We start from the raw sequence: 16163 nt of genomic DNA on the forward strand, positions 1-16163 counted from the left end.
TCCCTGTTGCGGCGGGCGCTGGCCTCAGCGCGGCAGCGCGAGGTTGGGCTCCGGGGGGAAGGGGCGCGCCTGGCAGGTGGTCCAGCCGGAGTCGGTGACGATCACCGAGCCGCCGTTGCGGTCGGTCGCCACCAGCTTCGCGCCCTGCCGGGCCTCGGGGCCCAGGGTGACCGGCCCTTCGTCGAACAGCAGGCGGCCGTACTGCCAGCAGCGCAGCCGATAGGTGCCTTGCCCCTTCTGCCTCGACACCGGGGTCGAGGCCGGGGACGGAGGCGCCGGCGGGAGGGCGGTCACCACTCGGTCGTCGGTGGCCGCGGTGGCGGTGGCGGTCGCGACGCCTGCCGTCGCACCGAAGGGCAGCTGCAGGAGACCGACGACGGCGGCCAGGGCGACCCCGCTCACGGCGGCCAGGCGGATGCCGAGCCACTTCGCACGGCCAGGAAGGGATTCATTTGGCTTGGACACGGAAGTTCTCCTGGGCGAGCGTGCCGCCGCTGGCTTTGAGGAAGGCGCCGCGGATCAGTTCGAGCGTGGCGCCGGGCAGGGGCTCGAAGTCGGTGCCGACCAGGGCCTGCGGCAGCGAAGCCATCACGTCGCGCTGCGTTGCGAAGCAGGAGATGGTCTCGGGCACGCCCTTCGTATTCATCGTGAGCTGGAAGCGCATGGCGCCGGGCAGCGTGAGCGGCTGGTCCGCGGCGATGCGCGAGTCCCGGGCGAAGCGGTTCGGGAAGAAGCGTATGACCTTGGACTCCTCGTCCTGCAGGTAGCAGTAGACATGCGCATCCTGCGAGGGCGCGAGCGAGAGGCTGATCGACTCCCCGCGGGCGAATCGGGTCTGCTGCCTGGGTGCCGTCACCGACAGCTTCAGCGGCGCCGCGGGTGATGCAGCCGCTGCTGCCGCCGCCGCGGGCTTGGCGGAGGCTGCGCTTGCCGCCACCGGGATCGATGCCGGCGCCCCGGCCACCGAGGTCGGCGCGACGTAGCGTGCGGGCTGGTCCGGGCGCTTGATCTTGGTGTGGTCGGCCGCGAGGAAGGCGTAGAAGAACTCCTCGTTGAGCACGGCCTCGCGGCTGAGCCCCAGCGCGGCACGGTAGTTCGCGATCGCCTCGTCGATGGCCGGGTTGAATTCGCCGTCGATCGGACCGTCGTAGAACGCGCGCCGGCGCAGCTGGTTCTGGAAGTAGGCGATCAGCTCGATACGGGTCGAGGCCATCGCGTGGTACCAGTCGAACATCTCGAGGCGCGTCTCGTCGTTCTTCTTCGGGTCGGTCACGCCCAGGCAGCTCCAGTAGGGCGTCTTGGTGAGCTTGCCGATGAGTTCGACCGCCGCCAGCTCGACCAGCCCGCGCAGCGCCTGCGTCTGGCCTTCGGCCTTGGCCAGGTTCATGCTGTAGTTGATGCCGAACTTGTGGTACGCGGCGTCGCCGTCGATGCCGCTGCCCTGCTTCAGGATCATGACCGAGTTGCGCGAGGTGACGCCGGCGAGCACCGCCATGTCGCTGGTGGTCAGCACGCTGAGGTCGAGCGCCAGCATGCTGGAGCCCGCATCCTTTGCCGCGCCGATGTTGATGAAGGGTGCAAAGCCGATGCCGAGGTCCTTCTGGTTCTTGACCAGGTTCTCGTCGAACTGCGAGACGGAGCCCTTGATGTCGTAGAGCGGGATCGCCTGGTAGGCCGCCGCGCTCTGCGCCGAAGCGAGATAGCTGATGACGTTCGCCGTGTCCTTGCCGAAGGCGACCAGGCGCACCGCACGGCTGCGTCGCGACATGTCCGACACCGACGAGATCAGCATGTCGCGCGTGCCGGCGTTCAGCTTCTTCGTTTCGTCGGTGATTTCCTCGGTCAGCATCGTGATGTCGCGCACGCCGTAGTCGAGCAGCAGCGTGTCCATGCAGCGCAGCGCATGCGAGAAGCCGGTGATCGAGCGCTGGGGCCGATCCTCGGGACCCTTGCGGATCTCGTTGGTCTGGTCGATGGTGGGCTGCTTGACCTCGAGCGTCTGGCAACCGGCCAGGGCGGCGAGGGTGGCGGAAAGCGCGAGAAGGCGCGCGGCTTTGGGCGGTTTCATGTCATCTCCCTTGGACGGGACGTTGTGCTCAGCGGCACCCGCCGCGGCCGACGATGTTGATCGCGTTGGGGGCGAATACGAAGACCTCGCGCGGCCCGGCGCCGATGCGCCCGCCGGTGTCGATGTTGCCGATGTTCTGACTCCCGCAGGTGCTGGAGTCCGAGGAGTTTCCCTGTGACTTTCCCTGCTCGTCGGCCTTGCGCTCCTGGGCGGCGATGCGGATCTTTTCCTTGGCGATCTTGGCGCGGAAGCGCGTATCGACGCCCATCAGCTCCTGCCCTGCGAATGCGTGGGCGCCGGCGCCCAGCGTGACGGCGGCGAGGACGATGCGGGCGGTGAGGGCGAGGCTTGCATTCATGGTGGTCTCCTGGGTGGGAAAGCGCGCCGGCGGGGAGTCGCCGGCGCAGGGAAGGAAGAAGGACGAGGTCCTACTTCGCGACGCCGACGCTCTGGTCGGCGGTGGACAGGAAGCCCGCGGCGGTGTTGACTTGGGCGGTGGCGAGCACCGTCGAGTTCGTCAGCTTGCCGCTGCCTTGCGCGCCGCCGATCTGCTGGCGCGCCGTGGACAGGAAGCCGCCGGCCACGTTGCTCACGCCGGTGGCGCCGACGAAGCTGCTCTGCACCTTGCCGTCGTCCTTGGCGAAGCCCACTTCCTGGTTGGCGGTGCTCAGGAAGCCGGCGGCGCTGTTGTTCACGCCCTGGGCGACGATGGCGGTCTGGCTGATCTGGCCGTTCTGGGTGGCGCGGGCGATGCTCTGGTTGGCCGTCGACAGGAAGCCGGCCGAGGTGTTCACGGCGCCGTTGACGATCACGGCCGTGTTGCGGATCTTGCCGTTCTGCTCGGCCACGCCGACGTTCTGGCGCGCGGTGGACAGGAAGCCGGCCGAGGTGTTGACGGCGCCGGTGGAGAACACGCCGGAGTCGGTGATCTCGCCGGCCATGGCGGCACCGAAGACGAGGCCGAGCGCGGCGAGGACGGAAAGTTTGGGAGCGGCTTTCATGGTGATTCTCCTGAAGGGTTGCGGGGTTGGGGTGGTGGCTTGCCATTGCTTGCCATCCGCTCCATGGGTTGCGGCGGCCTCGCAATCGGTTCAAGCGAATTTGCGTTCGCAGCAAAGGGACGGCGCTCGGGCTGCCGCAAAGAAAAGACCCGCCGGCGCGGGCGCGCGGGCGGGTCGGGTCGAGGGCTGAAACCGGGCCTTGCCCGGCAGCGGCTTACTTGGCAACGCCGATGCTTTGGTCGGCGGTGGACAGGAAGCCGGCGGCGGTATTGACCGAGCCCGAGGCGATGACGGTCGAGTTCGTCAGCTTGCCGTTGCCTTGCGCGCCGCCGATCTGCTGGCGAGCCGTCGACAGGAAGCCGGCGGCCGTGTTGCTGGCGCCGTTGGCGATGACGGTCGAGTTCACGACCTCGCCGCTGTCCTTGGCGAAACCCACTTCCTGCGTGGCCGTGCTGAGGAAGCCGGCAGCCACGTTGTTCAGGCCGTTGCCGATGACCGTGCTGTTGGTGATCTTGCCGTTTTGCGTGGCACGGCCGACGCTTTGCGTCGCCGTCGACAGGAAGCCCGCGGCGGTGTTGTTGGCGCCGTTGACGATGACGGTGCTGTTGGTGATCTTGCCGTTCTGCTCGGCCACGCCGATGTTCTGGCGCGCCGTGGACAGGAAGCCGGCCGAAGTGTTGACGGCGCCGGTGGACAGCACGGTGGACCCCGTGATTTCGCCGGCCATGGCGCCACCGAAGACCAGACCGAGGGCGACAAGGACGGAAGCTTTGCGAACGATTTGCATGATGATCTCCTGAGAGTGAGGGACGAGGGTTTAGTGGTGGGGCTTGCCGATTTGCCTGCCTTCCCGCTCCATGGGTTGCGGCCGTTTCGGAAATGGTTCAAAGGATTTGCAGCGGCTTTTCCAAGAAGGGTTCGAGCCGATTTCGGGCCGGCTGCGCGCCAGCGTAGGATTGCCCGCCATGCTCGACGGCGCCCCGCCTGAACCGCCTCCCCATGCGCCACGCCTGACAGGCCTGCGCGGCACCTGGAACGCGCTGCGCAATCTCGGGCTGGTGAGCCTCGGCGCGCCCGCCACCGGCGACTACGACAGCTTCACTGCCGGCGATGGCCAGGTGGTGCCCGTGTACGTGCTCGGCAAAGGACCGCCGCTGGTGCTGGTGCACGGGGTGGGGTGCTCGCATCGCGACTGGATGCCGGTGGCGCGGCGGCTCGCGCGGCACCGTTGCGTGCTCGCCTGGGACGCGCGCGGCCATGGCAGCTGCAGGCCGGTGCGCGGCAGCATCACGCTGGCGCGGCTGGCGACCGACCTGGCCGAGATGCTCGATCACTTCGGGCTGCAGCGCTCGGCGATCGTCGGGCACTCCATGGGTGCGCTGGCGGTGATGCAGTACCTCCATTCGTACGGCACGCAGCGCGTCGCGGCGGTGGCGCTGGTCGACCAGTCGCCGCGCATCGTGACCGACGACGGCTGGCGCCTGGGGCTGTTCGGCGGCTGCAGCGCGACGATGCTCTCGGGGCTGATCGCCGGGGCGCGCCAGGATCTGGCCGAGACGCTGCTGAACGAGGTCGGTGCGATCGGCGGCGCCTGGCTGCGGCGCCAGCTGGGCGTGGAAGCGCCGCTCGGGCGCATGCTGCGCCGGCGCCTGGGGAGCATCGACATCCGGCCGCTGCTCGACCTCGCAGAGTCGATGGCGCAGGCGGACTTCCGCGCTTCGCTGTCGCGCCTCGATGCGCCGCTGCTGGTCGTGCTGGGGGCGCGCAGCCCGCATTACGCCGGCCTGCCGCTCGATGCGTGGTATCGCGACACGGTGAAGCATGCGCAGATCTCGGTGTACCCGCGGGCCGGCCATTCGCCGCATGTGAGCGAGCCGCTGCGCTTCGCGCGCGACCTGGCGCGCTTCCTGGACGACCACGCGTAGCGGGGCTTACCCGCAGCGGCCCTTGTCGTCCGATTTGAAGCAGAAGTCGGCCGTGAGGCTCGAGGACTCCCAGGGCACCTGCGCACGGCCGGTATCTTCGGCCACGCCGATGCGCACCCGCTTGAAGAGCTGCTCGATCTGCAGCCCCGGCGTCGGCAGGTTGGCCAGCAGATGGCGGGCATAGACGCTGTGCTTGCCGCTGGCGCCGTCCAGCGCCACGCCGTTGGGTGCGGTCGAGAAGGCGACCAGGGTGCCCACCGGCGCATCGAGCGTCGCCAGGCCGCCCGGCGTCGCCCCGCGGAATTTCAGGCGCCGTCCGTCGGGGCCGACGATGACGCCGCCGGCGAAGGGGTTCACGCGGCAGGCGTCGAGCACCACGATGTTGATGCCGGTGCGGATCGCGCTGAGCCGGTCGACGAACTCGCCGACGTCCGCGCTCTGGCGCTGGATTTCCTCTTCGGTCTGCGGGTCGGCGTCGATCGGCACCAGGTAGTTGCGGCCCTTCACCTGGACGCCGTGGCCGGCATAGAACAGCATCCGGACCGCGGCCTTGGGAGCGCGCAGCGAAAACTCGCGCAGGGACTCGATCAGTTCCGGCAGCCGCGTGTTCTGGCGCAGCGTCACGTCGTAGCCGAGGCCGCGCAGCGCCGCCGCGACGGCGGCGGCATCGCCGGTCGGGTTTTTCAGCGGGGCCGCGCGGTACGCGCCGTTGCCGATCACCAGGGCGATGCGCGACTCGGCGTTGCCGGCGTGGGCAGCGCCGCTCATGACGGGCGTCAAAGGCAGTGCCGCGGCGCCCAATGCGCAGCGCAGCAGCATACGGCGGGTGGGCAGCAGGGCCATGGCAGCTACTCCCGAGGCGGCACGCCGGGCGACAGCGAGGCGGTCTGGACGATGGGGGCGGCCTGCACCTTGGCGAGCGCCGCCGATTCGGTGCCGGCCGGCACCCGCAGGTAGTAGTCGCCGAGCTGGCCCGGGCCGCCGGCCAGCTCGCCCTGGATCTGGACCATCAGCAGGCGGATGTCGGCCTCCCTGGCGTCGGGCGCGAAGCTGATCTTCAGCATCGGCGCTTCGGTGACGCGGACGGCATTCAGCGCGCGGATCTCGTTCTCGCTCTCCCGCACGTTGCCCAGCAGGTTCAGGATCACGCCGCCCTGCACGGCCACGAGCGCCAGGCCGGCGATCGCGAAGCTCGGGCGCATGCCGAGGTTGCCGAAGAAGGCGCCGATGCGTTCGGCCAGCGTCGGACGGTCGCCCTGGATCAGTCGCATGGCGCGCGCCAGGCCGATCGTCGCCGGCACGGCCGGAGCGCTTTCCCGTACGCGCATCTGCAGGGAGCGGTACCAGTCCAGCTCGCTGCGGGCCTCGGGGTTCTGTGCCAGGTAGGCGTCGACCCAGGCCCGGTCTTCCGCCCCCAGCGAGCCATTGGCATACCAGGGGAGCAGTTCTTCGAAGCGCTTGTTGTTCATGATGCCTGTGCTCCCGCGGCAAAGGTCGCAGCCTTGCGGTGCGGCAACGATGAAATGATCTCGACCATGGTGACCACCAAGAATCCTTCGGCTCCCAGGAGCCCGTGAGTGACGCGATCGTCGTCCATGCCAGCGGCGACTGTGGCGAGAACACGCAATATAGTGCTCAACCCACCGCAACAAGACCCCGATCGACCTGCACGGGACTTTCCCGTGTGGCCTCTGGGTTGCACGGGCCCGGCGGATGGTTCAGATTATTTTTGCGCGCATGCCGGGGGCGCCGCAAGCTTCAGGAGGCGAGCGCGCCTTTGGCACTGGCGGCACCTCCTTCGCTGCGCAGCAGGGACTCCAGGCATTTCTTGATCTTCTGGCGGGCGTGGAAGAGGCGCGTCTTGACGGTGCCTTCCGGGCAGTTCTGGATTTCGGCCACTTCGGCCAGGCCCATGCCCTCGTAGAACACGAGGTGCATGCATTCGCGGTGCTCGTCCGAGAGCTTGCCCATGCAGTGCTGCACGCCTTCGCGCCGTTGCTTTTGCGCCAGCTCGGCGTAGCCGTCGGGCGTCTCGGAGGCGGTGGTTTCGGCGATGTCGTCGAGATCCGCGTGCACCTCGTCGGGCCGGCGCGCACGGTAGACCATCAACGCCTTTCGGCGCGCGATCCCGATGAGCCACGTGGAAAACTGCGAATCGCCCCGAAAGCGCTCGGGGTGGCGCCAGACCTCGTAGAGCGTGTCGACCAGGACCTCCTCGGCCCGCGCATGGTCGTTCAGCATGTTGAGGACGTAGGCGTAAACCCTTTGGCTGAACGCCTTGTACAGCTGGCGAAACGCCGCCTGGTCTTCGCGGCCGATGCGTACGAGCAGCTGTTTGACCTCGTCGTTGTCCATGCGGGCAGTGGCGGTGCGGTGGCAGTGACGGTAACGCAATATAACGTTTCTGTCCTGCTTGTCAGGAGCGCACGCCGCCGATGCGTCGCGCCTTCCGCGGAGGCGCGGCCGATGCTCAGACCCGGCGCCGTTTCCGCATGCGCAGGTAGACCAGGCCGAGCACGGCTGCCACGACCGCTGCCTTGCGCACCGCCCCCATCGGGTTGTGCTTGAGCTCCGCGGCGCCCCCCATCTCCGCGTACACATTGGGCACGTGGCCGCGCGCGAGATCCTCCACCAGGCCTTCGCCGACATCCACGCGGTCGGCCATCAAGAGCAGCAACCAGTGGCGAAGATCGTTCTCGCTGTAGCGGAAGGCGAGGCGGCGCAGCCTTCCGCTCAGCCAGCGCGGCGGGCAGGTGGAGCCGAAGACCGGCGTGATGCCCGGCCGCTCGGTGGAACAGAACACCTCCACCCGCTCGGCCTGCTGTTCCGGCTGGTCCCAGTGGACCCCTTCGAGGCGCGCCGGCACGCGCTCCTTGGGATAAGCGGGCCGGTCGGCGTGGTCGAGATCGGCACCCCAGCCGATGATGTGTGCGTACTTGTTCGGCGTGTCCATGGCAGCTCCAGCGATCGCTCAGGCCGGGACGCCCGGCGGGATCAGCACTGTCTTGATGCAGCCGTCGAGCTTGCTCGAGAACAGGTGGTAGGCGTCGGCCACCTCCTCCAGCGGCATGCGATGCGTGATGACGCGATGGGGCTCGATGCGGTGCGCCCGGATGTGCTCGATGAGCCGCGGCAGGTGGCGTTTGACGCTCGCCTGGTTCATGCGCAGGGTCAGCCCCTTGTTGACTGCGTTGCCGATGGGCACCGCGTTGAAGGTCGGCCCGTACACCCCCACGATGGAGACCACGCCGCCCTTGCGCACCGAGTTGATCGCCCAGTGCAGCACGGTGGCGGCACCCGCCTGCATCTTGAGCTTCACGCCCGTGAGATGCTGCAAGGCGCTGCCGGCCGCCTCGCAGCCCACGCAATCGATGCAGACGTCGGCACCCAGCCCGTCCGTCATCTTCTTGATGTGAATGGCCATGTCGTCGACCGTCTTGAAGTCGAGGGTTTCGCACTGGGCGAATTGCCTGGCGAAGTCCAGCCGGTACTCCAGCTGGTCCACCACGATCACCCGCCCCGCACCGAGCAGCCACGCCGACTTCGCCGCGAAGATGCCGATGGGCCCGGCACCGAAGATGACGACGGTGTCGCCCTGTTCGATCTCCCCCATCTCGGCCGCCTGGTAGCCGGTGGGGTAGGCGTCCGTCAGCATGACCGCGTCCTCCAGCAGCAGGTCGTCGGGGATGCGGGTCGGGCCGACGTCCGCCAGCGGCACGCGAACGTACTGTGCCTGGCCGCCGTCGTAGCCGCCCGCGTTGTGCGAATAGCCGAAGATGCCGCCCACGGCCGTGGCCTGCGGATTGGTGTTGTGACAGTTGCCGTACAGCTCCCGCTGGCAGAAGAAGCAGCTGCCGCAGAAGATGTTGAAGGGCACCAGCACGCGGTCGCCGACCTTGAGGTTCTGCACCGAGCTGCCGATGTCCACCACCGTGCCGACGAACTCATGGCCGAAGGTCGTGCCGACGCGGGTGTCCGGCACGAGGCCGTGGTAGAGGTGCAGGTCCGACCCGCAGATGCAGGATCGCAGGACCTGCACGATGGCATCGTTGGGATGCTCGATCGCGGGGTCCGGCTTGTAGGCGGCCCGCACGCGGTACGGGCCCCGGTAGTTCATGGCGAGCATCGTTCTTTTCCTTTCGCCTGGGTGGCGGCAGTTCCTGGTTTCCTGGAAGGGCGTCGAGCCGTGAGGGTGCAATCTCCATCGACGGCCGGCGCATGCGTGTAGGCACCCTCGGTGCGCTGCTGTCTCCTTTCATTGATGAGCCGGCGGTCGAGGCCGCGCGGCCGACGTGCCCGCTGAAGCTCTGCCGCGGCCGTCGCGCGACTCTCTGCCGTTCGTTTCGTGCGCCGCCGCCCTACACGGGATGCGGCCGAGCGCCGACGAGTGCCCCGGTGTGCGCTGTCGTATCAACGCTTGGCAGGTCGCAAGACTGTCGTGTCCCATCTATTTCATCTAAGGAGCTGCCATGGAGAACTCCCCTTTCGAATCCTCGACTACAGGTTCGGCGCAATCCGGTCAAAGCGCTGAAGAGAGAAAGGCCAATGCTTCAGAGCTTGCGAGTCAGGCAGCGCGCCAGGTGATCGACTCCGGGAAGGAGTACGCGCAAAACGCCGTCAATGCCGCCGGCAAGCGGTTGAGCGCAGCGAAGGAACAGGTGGGCAGGGTCGCCGACCAAGGCACCCAGTATGTGTCCGAGCAACCCGGCCGGGCCGTGGCGATTGCAGCCGCGGGCGGCGCGATCCTCGGCGCGCTCCTGGTCACGGCCATGCGCAGCCGCCGCTGATCCCAAACACACCTGGAGAGCAAGATGAACATCGTTGTCTGGCTGATCGTTGGCGGCCTCATCGGCTGGGTCGCAAGCATGATGATGAAGACGGATGCCCAGCAGGGCGTCATCCTCAATGTCGTGGTGGGCGTCGTCGGATCGGTGATCGGCGGCTGGCTCATCGCGCCACTTCTCGGCGCCGGAACCGTCAATCAGAACGACTTCAGCGTGCGAGGACTCATCGCCTCGCTGATCGGCGCGGTCATCTTGCTCGCGATCGTCAATCTCGTGCGGCGAGGGCGCGTGAGGTAATCCGCTCACTTGGCCGGCGCGCCCTTGCGCGAAGCTATTTTTCGACGAAGGCGCGTTCGATCACGTAGTCGCCGAGCTCGCCCTGGCGCGGGCTGATGCGGAATCCGCGCGCATCGAGCAGCTTGCAGCTGTCGGCCAGCATCGCGGCGCTGCCGCAGATCATGGCGCGGTCGAGTGCGGGGTCGAGCGGCGGCAGCCCGATGTCTTCGAACAGCCGGCCCGATTCGATGATCTCGGTGAGCCGGCCCTGGTGGCGGAAGGGCTCGCGCGTGACCGTGGGGTAGTAGACCAGCTTGTCGCGCACCATCTCGCCGATGTACTCGTTGTCCGGCAGCTCCTGCTCGATGAAGCGCGCGTAGGCCAGCTCGCTGACCTGCCGCACGCCGTGGATCAGCACCACCTTCTCGAAGCGCTCGTAGGTGTCGGGGTCCTGAATGATGCTGATGAACGGCGCCAGGCCGGTGCCCGTGGACAGCAGGTAGAGATGGCGGCCGGGCCGCAGGTCGTCCAGCACCAGGCTGCCGACGGGCTTGCGTCCGACGATCACCTCGTCGCCCGGTCGCAGGTGCTGCAGGCGCGAAGTCAGCGGGCCGTTCGACACCTTGATGCTGAAGAACTCGAGATGCTCGTCGTGGTTCGCGCTCGCGACGCTGTAGGCGCGCATCAGCGGCTTGCCTTCCACAGGCAGGCCGAGCATCACGAAATGTCCGTTGCGGAAACGCAATCCGGGATCGCGGGTGGTGCGAAACGAGAAGAGCGTGTCGTTCCAGTGGTGGACATGCAGCACGCGTTCGGTGGCGAGTTGGGACATCGGAAAGTGATCAGGAAGTTGCGGAAAGGCCGAGCTCGCGCAGATAGGCCCAGGGAAAGATGCCGCGCCTGTGCCCGTCGGAAAAGGCGAGGTTCAGGCCCTTGTCCGACACGGCGTGGATCGCCGCGAGGCGGATCGACGACGCGGCTTCGGGATGGCTGCCACGCTCGCGGTGCGCCTGTTCGCAAGCGGCGCAACGGCAGCGCGCGCGCAGCAGGCCGTGCGGCAGCCGGCTCGCGCTCCCGTCCTGCCAGCGCAGCTCGAGCACGCCGCTGGCCTGATGGTCGACGATCTCGATCGGAAATGCATGCGTCTCGAGTGGAGGTGGCGCTTCGCTCATGTCAGCGCCTTCATCCCGTCCCGGCCGAAGTGGTGGTCCATGCCCTGCAGCCCGCCGTTGCCGAGCTCGCCGCCCATGGCGGCCAGGCTCTCTTCGCGGATCAAGGCCTTGAGCTGCCGCACGAGCGCCTGGAAGGTGGGTGAAGCCGTCATCTCCGGTGTGCGCGGGCGCGGCAGCGGAATGGGGACCTCGGCCTTGATGCGTCCCGGACGCGCCGTCATCACATAGACCTTCTCGGAGAGAAAGATCGCTTCCTCGATGTCGTGCGTGATGAACAGCACCGACAACTGCAGCTGTTGCCACATGTTGGTGAGGATTTCCTGCATCACCGCGCGCGTTTGCGAATCGAGCGCGCCGAAAGGCTCGTCCATGAGCAGCACCTGCGGGCTGGTCGCCAGCGCGCGCACGATCCCCACGCGCTGCTTCATGCCGCCCGACAGCTGGTCCGGGTAGTGGTTCTCGAACGAGAGCAGGCCGGTCATGCCGAGCAGCGAGCGGGCCGCCGATTCTCGCTGGTTCCGGCCCAGGCCCTGCATCTTCAGCCCGAACTCGACGTTCTTGCGCACGGTCATCCAGGGGAACAGGGAATACTGCTGGAACACCACGCCGCGGTCCGCACCGGGCCCGCCGATGGGCTTGTCGTCGAGCAGGGCTTGGCCGTCGCTGGGCCGGATGAACCCGGCCACGATGTTCAGCAGCGTGGACTTGCCGCAGCCCGACGGGCCGATGACGCTGACGAACTCGCCGGGCTTGACTTCCAGCGACACGCGGCTCGCGGCTTCGATCATCCGACCCTGGGCGCCGAAGCGCACCGAGACGTCGCGAATCTGCACGTGCCCGTTGCGGGGGGTGTCGGCGGCGCTCATAAGAAAAGCTCCGCGCTGCGCGCTGCGGTGCGAGCGCCTTCGGGCGGCCGGGCGGCGCTCATTGAACGCTCCCTGTGCGCGCGCCGTAGCCGACCCAGGGCATCATCGACTTGCCGACGAAGCGGATCAGTCCGCTGCACAGCAGGCCCAGCACGCCGATGGTGATCATGCCCAGCACGATCTCGGGGTAGGAGATCAGCGAATAGGCTTCCCAGGTGAAGTAGCCGATGCCGAACTGGCCGGAGATCATCTCCGCGGCGATCAGCGAGACCCAGGCCACCCCCATGCCGACGGCCAGGCCGGTGAAGATCTGCGGCGCGGCGCCGGGAAGCACGACGTACCACATGATCTGGCGCTCCCGTGCGCCCAGGCATTGGCTCGCGCGCAGCAGCACGCCGTCCACCGCCTGCACGCCGCTGATGGTGTTGAGCAGGATCGGAAAGAACGCGCCGATGAAGGTGATGAAGACGATGCTCACCTCGTTGTCGGGCCACAGCATGATGGAGATCGGCACCCAGGCGATCGCCGGGATGGGGCGAAAGACTTCCATTGCCGGAAACAGGAAGCCGCGCGACAACCTGTAGCGGCCGATCAGCAGGCCCAGCGCCACGCCGAGCACCGTGGCGATCGCGAAGCCGAGAAAGATGCGTCGCAGGCTCACGCTCACGTTCCTGATGAACTTCGGCGAGCCGTTGACTTCGATCACTTTGGAAAGCACCTCCATCGGCGTCGGGATGTTGGTGAAGCGCACGTAGAAGTCCAGCCGGTAGGTGGTGGCGAGATGCCAGAAGAGCACGATGCCCAGGAGCGAGCAGGCACCCATCAGGTAGGCGGGCGCGTGCTGGCGAACGGCCTGCCAGCCGCGCTCGGCGGGGGTCGCCGCGGCCGGCGTCGCTGCAGGCAGCGGCGGGCGCAGGATCTCCTCGGGGCGGGCCAGGCCGCGTGCAGGCGCGGCTTGCGCGAGATCGCCGGGCACCGGCACGTCATGGCCCAGCCGTTCAGGGGCCGGCACTTCATGGAACAGGCGTTGCGTGGCAGTGGACATCGTGGGCCTTCCGATGTCAGAGACCGGCCGCCGCAAGCGCTTCGGTGTAGGTGGCGAGCTTGCCGCCGATGGCAGCGGCCTCCGCCTGCGCATCCTTGCGCAGCAGGAAGGGCACGATCTGCGGTTTGCGCGGATCGCTGGTGCTCACCGCGTAGAAGGCCTTGTCGGCAAACAGCTTGATGCCCAGCGTCTTGTCGTTGAGGTAGGCGACCCTGACTTTCCTGTTCTCGCCCTGGGCCTTGTTGATCGCGGCCAGGGTGCAGGCCGGCGAGGCGTGGGCGGCGATCGGTGCACCCTCGATCCAGACCTCGCCGGCTTCCTTCGGGCGCGTGACGGGGGTCTTGCACAGCGTGTCGGTGCCGCTGATGTCGTAGTTGGCGAGCGTCTGCTTCTGTGCGTCGTAGTCGAGCTTGAGCTCCTGGTAGGCCTGCCGCACGTAGCGCTCGTCGACCCAGGCGTTGATGTCCAGCGGCTTGACGCGGTTCAGGCGGGTGAGCACCTCGTGGCCGGTCTTGATGGTCTCCAGCCAACGCGGCTTGATCGTGGGGTCGAGCGTGTGGATGCCACCGGGGCCCAGGTAGAGGTAGGCCACTTCCTTTTCGATCCGGGTCCACTCCTCGATCTTCGCGGAGGCGGCCGTCGGGTTGCCGCGCACCCAGGTGTTGGCCTCGATCAGCGCCTTGATGTAGGCGACCACCACCTCGGGGTAGTCGGCCGCGAAGTCCTTGCGCACCACCACGCCGTGGAAGGTGGGCACCTTGGTCTCGGCGCCATCGAAGATCTTGCGGGCGAAGCCGCGGTAGGGCAGCAGGTCGGCGAAGGGAACGAAATCGGCGTGCGCCTCGATCTTCTTTTCCTGCAGGTTGGTCGTGCCGACCTCGGGGCTCTGGCTCACGAGGTTCCAGTAGTCGTCCTTCCAGCCGCGGGTCTGCATGGCTTGCAGCACCATGCCGTGGGCCGCGGAGCCGAAGGGCACCGAGATCAGCTTGCCCTTGAGATCGGCCAGCTCGTAGTAGGGCGAATCCTTGTGCACCACCACGCCGTTGCCCGAGCCGAAGGCGTTGTACGCAATGATGGCGACGAGCAGCGTTTCGTTGCCCGGCTGTGCCTGGCCGGTGGCGCCGTTCACGAGCAGCGGGTAGTCGCCCATCATGCCGATGTGCAGCTTCTTGGCCATCATGCCGTTGGTGATCGGCGGGCCGGAGGTGAAGTTCTGCCAGTCGAGCTTGAAGTCGATGTCCTTGTACTTGCCGGTCCTGGGCAGGTGCTTCTCGATGAGCTTCATTTCCTTGAGCACGACGCCGCCGGTGACGGTGTTCGTCGTGGTGTTCTGCGTGCCGATGCCGATGACCACTTCCTGCCGCGCCAGGGCCGGCAGGGCAATGGTCAGGGCGAGTGCCAGGACCGCGCCGATTCGCAAGATGAGGTGCTTCATGGACTGGTTCTCCGTGGGGGTTTGGAAGTGGTTCGAGGGGGCTCAGGCGGGCTCTGAAAGGTGATCGAGCTTGCTGCCGACGCAGGCCCAGTGCTCGGCGTCGGGCAAGGGCTCGCGCGTCTGGCTGATGACGGGCCATTGCGCGGCATAGCGGGCGTTCATCTCGACGAAGTGCTCCTGGCCCGCCGGAACGTCCGTGTCTGCAACGATCGCGTCGACCGGGCATTCGGGGGCGCAGACGGCGCAGTCGATGCATGCGTCCGGGTCGATGACCAGAAAGTTGGGGCCCTCATGGAAGCAGTCGACGGGACAGACGCTCACGCAGTCGGTGTACTTGCAGCGGATGCAGGCTTCGGTGACGACGAAGGTCATGACGAAGCTCCTTCGCGCCTGGCCTTCTGCGCCAGCCCGATGGCCGTCAACGCCAGGCGCGCCAGCTTGCGCACGTCCGGATCGGGGTCGGCGAGCGCGGCCTCCAGCGGTGCGATGGCACGCGTGTCGCCGATCTCGCCCAGGGCGATCACCGCCTCCTTGCGCAGGTTGCTGATGGTGTGCGCGAGCGAGGCCACCAGCGAAGGCAGGCCGGCCTCGGCCTTGAGCAGCCCCAGGCTGCGCGCGGCCTTGACGCGCACCTGCCAGTAGTCGTCCTGCATCGCATGCACCAGCTCGGGAATGGCCGGCGACAGGCGCAGCTTGCCGATGGTCTGCGCCGCTTCCTCGCGGACCATCCATCCGCCGTCGGCCAGGGCGCGGGTCAGGGCCGGCAGCACGCTGACGGTGCTGGCGTAGCCGAGGGCGCCGACGGCGATGCGGCGCACCTCGACGTCGGGGTCGTTGGCCGCGACTTCGGCGAGGTCGCCGATGGCCGCCGGGTCCTTCAGGTAGCCGAGCACGCCCACCGCTTCGCGGCGCACGGCCGCATCGGGGTCGCGCAGGGAGTGCATGGCCGGCTCGAAGGCCTGCGGCGCGCGCAGCGCACGAATGGCATGGAAGGCGAGGGCGCGCACTTCGGGGTCGGCGTCGAGCAGCAGCGGCAGCAGGGGCGCGGCCGACGCGCCCTCCTTCAGCTCGGCGAGCACGGCGCCAGCCGCCTTGCGCACCTCGGCATCGGCGTCGAGCAGCATCGGCGCCAGCGCCTGCACGACCTCGGGCTCCTCGAAGCCTTCGAGCGCCCGCACGGCCTCCGCGCGCACCAGCGCGTCGCTGTCGGCCAGGCACGGAAGCAGCAGGGGGACGATGTCGTCCTCGTCGCTGTAGGGCAGGTCGATCACGGCGAGGCGCCGCACGGTGGCGTCGCTATGGGTGAGTCTTTCGCCGAAGCTGTTGAGTCCGGTTTCCATGACGGTCCTTCAGCGCAGCAGGTAGGGGATGTCGACGCTGATCGCGCCCGTCGGGCAGTCCTGCTCGCAGGGCAGGCAGTACCAGCACTCGTCGAACTTCATGTAGGCCTTCTTCGTCAGCATGTCGATGGCCAGCACGTCGAGCGGGCAGACGTCGACGCAGACGGTGCATCCCTTCTCGGCGATGCATTTGGATTCGTCCACGCGGACGGGGACCTGGGTGAGGGTGGCGGCAGTGGTCATTCGTGGTG

The 16163-nt window shown here is 67.8% G+C and carries 22 protein-coding genes; 3 read left to right on the top strand and 19 right to left on the bottom strand.

Annotated features, from left to right (window positions below):
- Positions 1-24: 24 nt before the first annotated feature.
- The 5 genes from AC3A6Y_RS23175 to AC3A6Y_RS23195 all read right to left on the bottom strand — a co-directional run bounded on the left by AC3A6Y_RS23175 (position 25) and on the right by AC3A6Y_RS23195 (position 3856).
- The gene (locus AC3A6Y_RS23175) at positions 25-465 is read right to left on the bottom strand and encodes a hypothetical protein (protein ID WP_487870594.1); all 441 of its coding nucleotides are present in this window, start codon (positions 463-465) and stop codon (positions 25-27) included.
- Positions 449-2068: a DUF4384 domain-containing protein gene (locus AC3A6Y_RS23180; protein WP_487870595.1), complete on the bottom strand. Its 1620-nt coding sequence runs from the start codon at positions 2066-2068 to the stop codon at positions 449-451. Before AC3A6Y_RS23180 ends, AC3A6Y_RS23175 begins: the two co-directional genes overlap by 17 nt.
- Positions 2069-2096: 28 nt before the next feature.
- Complete coding sequence (locus tag AC3A6Y_RS23185) at positions 2097-2426, bottom strand: hypothetical protein (protein ID WP_487870596.1); 330 nt, start codon at positions 2424-2426, stop codon at positions 2097-2099.
- 70 nt (positions 2427-2496) lie between these two features.
- A complete protein-coding gene (locus tag AC3A6Y_RS23190; RefSeq protein WP_487870597.1) occupies positions 2497-3069 on the bottom strand; it encodes a hypothetical protein in 573 nt (190 codons plus the stop codon).
- A gap of 214 nt (positions 3070-3283) precedes the next feature.
- Positions 3284-3856 (bottom strand): hypothetical protein, encoded by a 573-nt coding sequence (locus AC3A6Y_RS23195; protein WP_487870598.1) that lies wholly within the window; start codon positions 3854-3856, stop codon positions 3284-3286.
- A gap of 178 nt (positions 3857-4034) precedes the next feature.
- On the opposite strand from AC3A6Y_RS23195, the gene AC3A6Y_RS23200 reads away from it, so the two are divergent.
- Positions 4035-4994, top strand: a complete 960-nt coding sequence (locus AC3A6Y_RS23200; protein WP_487870599.1) for an alpha/beta fold hydrolase — start codon at positions 4035-4037, stop codon at positions 4992-4994.
- Positions 4995-5000: 6 nt separating this feature from the next.
- On the opposite strand, the gene AC3A6Y_RS23205 is transcribed toward AC3A6Y_RS23200, so the two are convergent.
- The 6 genes from AC3A6Y_RS23205 to AC3A6Y_RS23230 form a co-directional block, all read right to left on the bottom strand.
- Positions 5001-5837, bottom strand: a complete 837-nt coding sequence (locus AC3A6Y_RS23205) for a caspase family protein (protein ID WP_487870600.1) — start codon at positions 5835-5837, stop codon at positions 5001-5003.
- A gap of 5 nt (positions 5838-5842) precedes the next feature.
- On the bottom strand, positions 5843-6463 hold the full coding sequence (locus tag AC3A6Y_RS23210) for an anti-sigma factor (RefSeq protein ID WP_487870601.1): 621 nt from the start codon (positions 6461-6463) through the stop codon (positions 5843-5845).
- Positions 6460-6591: a hypothetical protein gene (locus AC3A6Y_RS23215; protein ID WP_487870602.1), complete on the bottom strand. Its 132-nt coding sequence runs from the start codon at positions 6589-6591 to the stop codon at positions 6460-6462. The genes AC3A6Y_RS23210 and AC3A6Y_RS23215 overlap by 4 nt, the downstream gene beginning before the upstream one ends.
- A 161-nt stretch (positions 6592-6752) precedes the next feature.
- Positions 6753-7349 carry an RNA polymerase sigma factor gene (locus AC3A6Y_RS23220; protein WP_487870603.1) on the bottom strand — a complete coding sequence of 199 codons (597 nt, stop codon included), beginning with the start codon at positions 7347-7349 and terminating at the stop codon, positions 6753-6755.
- A 115-nt stretch (positions 7350-7464) separates the two neighbouring features.
- A complete protein-coding gene (locus AC3A6Y_RS23225; RefSeq protein WP_487870604.1) occupies positions 7465-7947 on the bottom strand; it encodes a hypothetical protein in 483 nt (160 codons plus the stop codon).
- Positions 7948-7965: 18 nt separating this feature from the next.
- Complete coding sequence (locus AC3A6Y_RS23230) at positions 7966-9120, bottom strand: zinc-dependent alcohol dehydrogenase (RefSeq protein ID WP_487870605.1); 1155 nt, start codon at positions 9118-9120, stop codon at positions 7966-7968.
- 343 nt (positions 9121-9463) lie between these two features.
- On the opposite strand from AC3A6Y_RS23230, the gene AC3A6Y_RS23235 reads away from it, so the two are divergent.
- Together AC3A6Y_RS23235 and AC3A6Y_RS23240 are read left to right on the top strand one after the other, a co-directional pair.
- Positions 9464-9781 (top strand): hypothetical protein, encoded by a 318-nt coding sequence (locus tag AC3A6Y_RS23235; RefSeq protein ID WP_487870606.1) that lies wholly within the window; start codon positions 9464-9466, stop codon positions 9779-9781.
- A gap of 24 nt (positions 9782-9805) precedes the next feature.
- The gene (locus AC3A6Y_RS23240; protein ID WP_487870607.1) at positions 9806-10075 is read left to right on the top strand and encodes a GlsB/YeaQ/YmgE family stress response membrane protein; all 270 of its coding nucleotides are present in this window, start codon (positions 9806-9808) and stop codon (positions 10073-10075) included.
- Positions 10076-10109: 34 nt separating this feature from the next.
- On the opposite strand, the gene AC3A6Y_RS23245 is transcribed toward AC3A6Y_RS23240, so the two are convergent.
- The 8 genes from AC3A6Y_RS23245 to AC3A6Y_RS23280 are packed head-to-tail and all read right to left on the bottom strand — an operon-like array spanning position 10110 to position 16155.
- A complete protein-coding gene (locus AC3A6Y_RS23245) occupies positions 10110-10886 on the bottom strand; it encodes a ferredoxin--NADP reductase (protein WP_487870608.1) in 777 nt (258 codons plus the stop codon).
- 10 nt (positions 10887-10896) lie between these two features.
- Positions 10897-11226, bottom strand: coding sequence for a DUF971 domain-containing protein (locus AC3A6Y_RS23250; RefSeq protein WP_487870609.1), 330 nt, complete (start codon positions 11224-11226; stop codon positions 10897-10899).
- Positions 11223-12092 (bottom strand): ABC transporter ATP-binding protein, encoded by an 870-nt coding sequence (locus AC3A6Y_RS23255; protein WP_487870610.1) that lies wholly within the window; start codon positions 12090-12092, stop codon positions 11223-11225. The genes AC3A6Y_RS23250 and AC3A6Y_RS23255 overlap by 4 nt, the downstream gene beginning before the upstream one ends.
- 58 nt (positions 12093-12150) lie before the next feature.
- Entirely contained in the window at positions 12151-13137 is a 987-nt protein-coding gene (locus tag AC3A6Y_RS23260; protein WP_487870611.1) for an ABC transporter permease, read from the bottom strand.
- 16 nt (positions 13138-13153) lie between these two features.
- On the bottom strand, positions 13154-14572 hold the full coding sequence (locus AC3A6Y_RS23265; RefSeq protein WP_487870612.1) for an ABC transporter substrate-binding protein: 1419 nt from the start codon (positions 14570-14572) through the stop codon (positions 13154-13156).
- A 42-nt stretch (positions 14573-14614) separates the two neighbouring features.
- Positions 14615-14944 (bottom strand): ferredoxin FdxA, encoded by a 330-nt coding sequence (gene fdxA / locus AC3A6Y_RS23270; protein WP_487870613.1) that lies wholly within the window; start codon positions 14942-14944, stop codon positions 14615-14617.
- Positions 14941-15912, bottom strand: a complete 972-nt coding sequence (locus tag AC3A6Y_RS23275; RefSeq protein WP_487870614.1) for a HEAT repeat domain-containing protein — start codon at positions 15910-15912, stop codon at positions 14941-14943. Before AC3A6Y_RS23275 ends, fdxA begins: the two co-directional genes overlap by 4 nt.
- 9 nt (positions 15913-15921) lie before the next feature.
- The gene (locus AC3A6Y_RS23280; protein WP_106555556.1) at positions 15922-16155 is read right to left on the bottom strand and encodes a 4Fe-4S dicluster domain-containing protein; all 234 of its coding nucleotides are present in this window, start codon (positions 16153-16155) and stop codon (positions 15922-15924) included.
- Between the last annotated feature and the right edge of the window lie 8 nt (positions 16156-16163).

This window comes from Variovorax sp. Soil_C_17 (assembly GCF_057657265.1).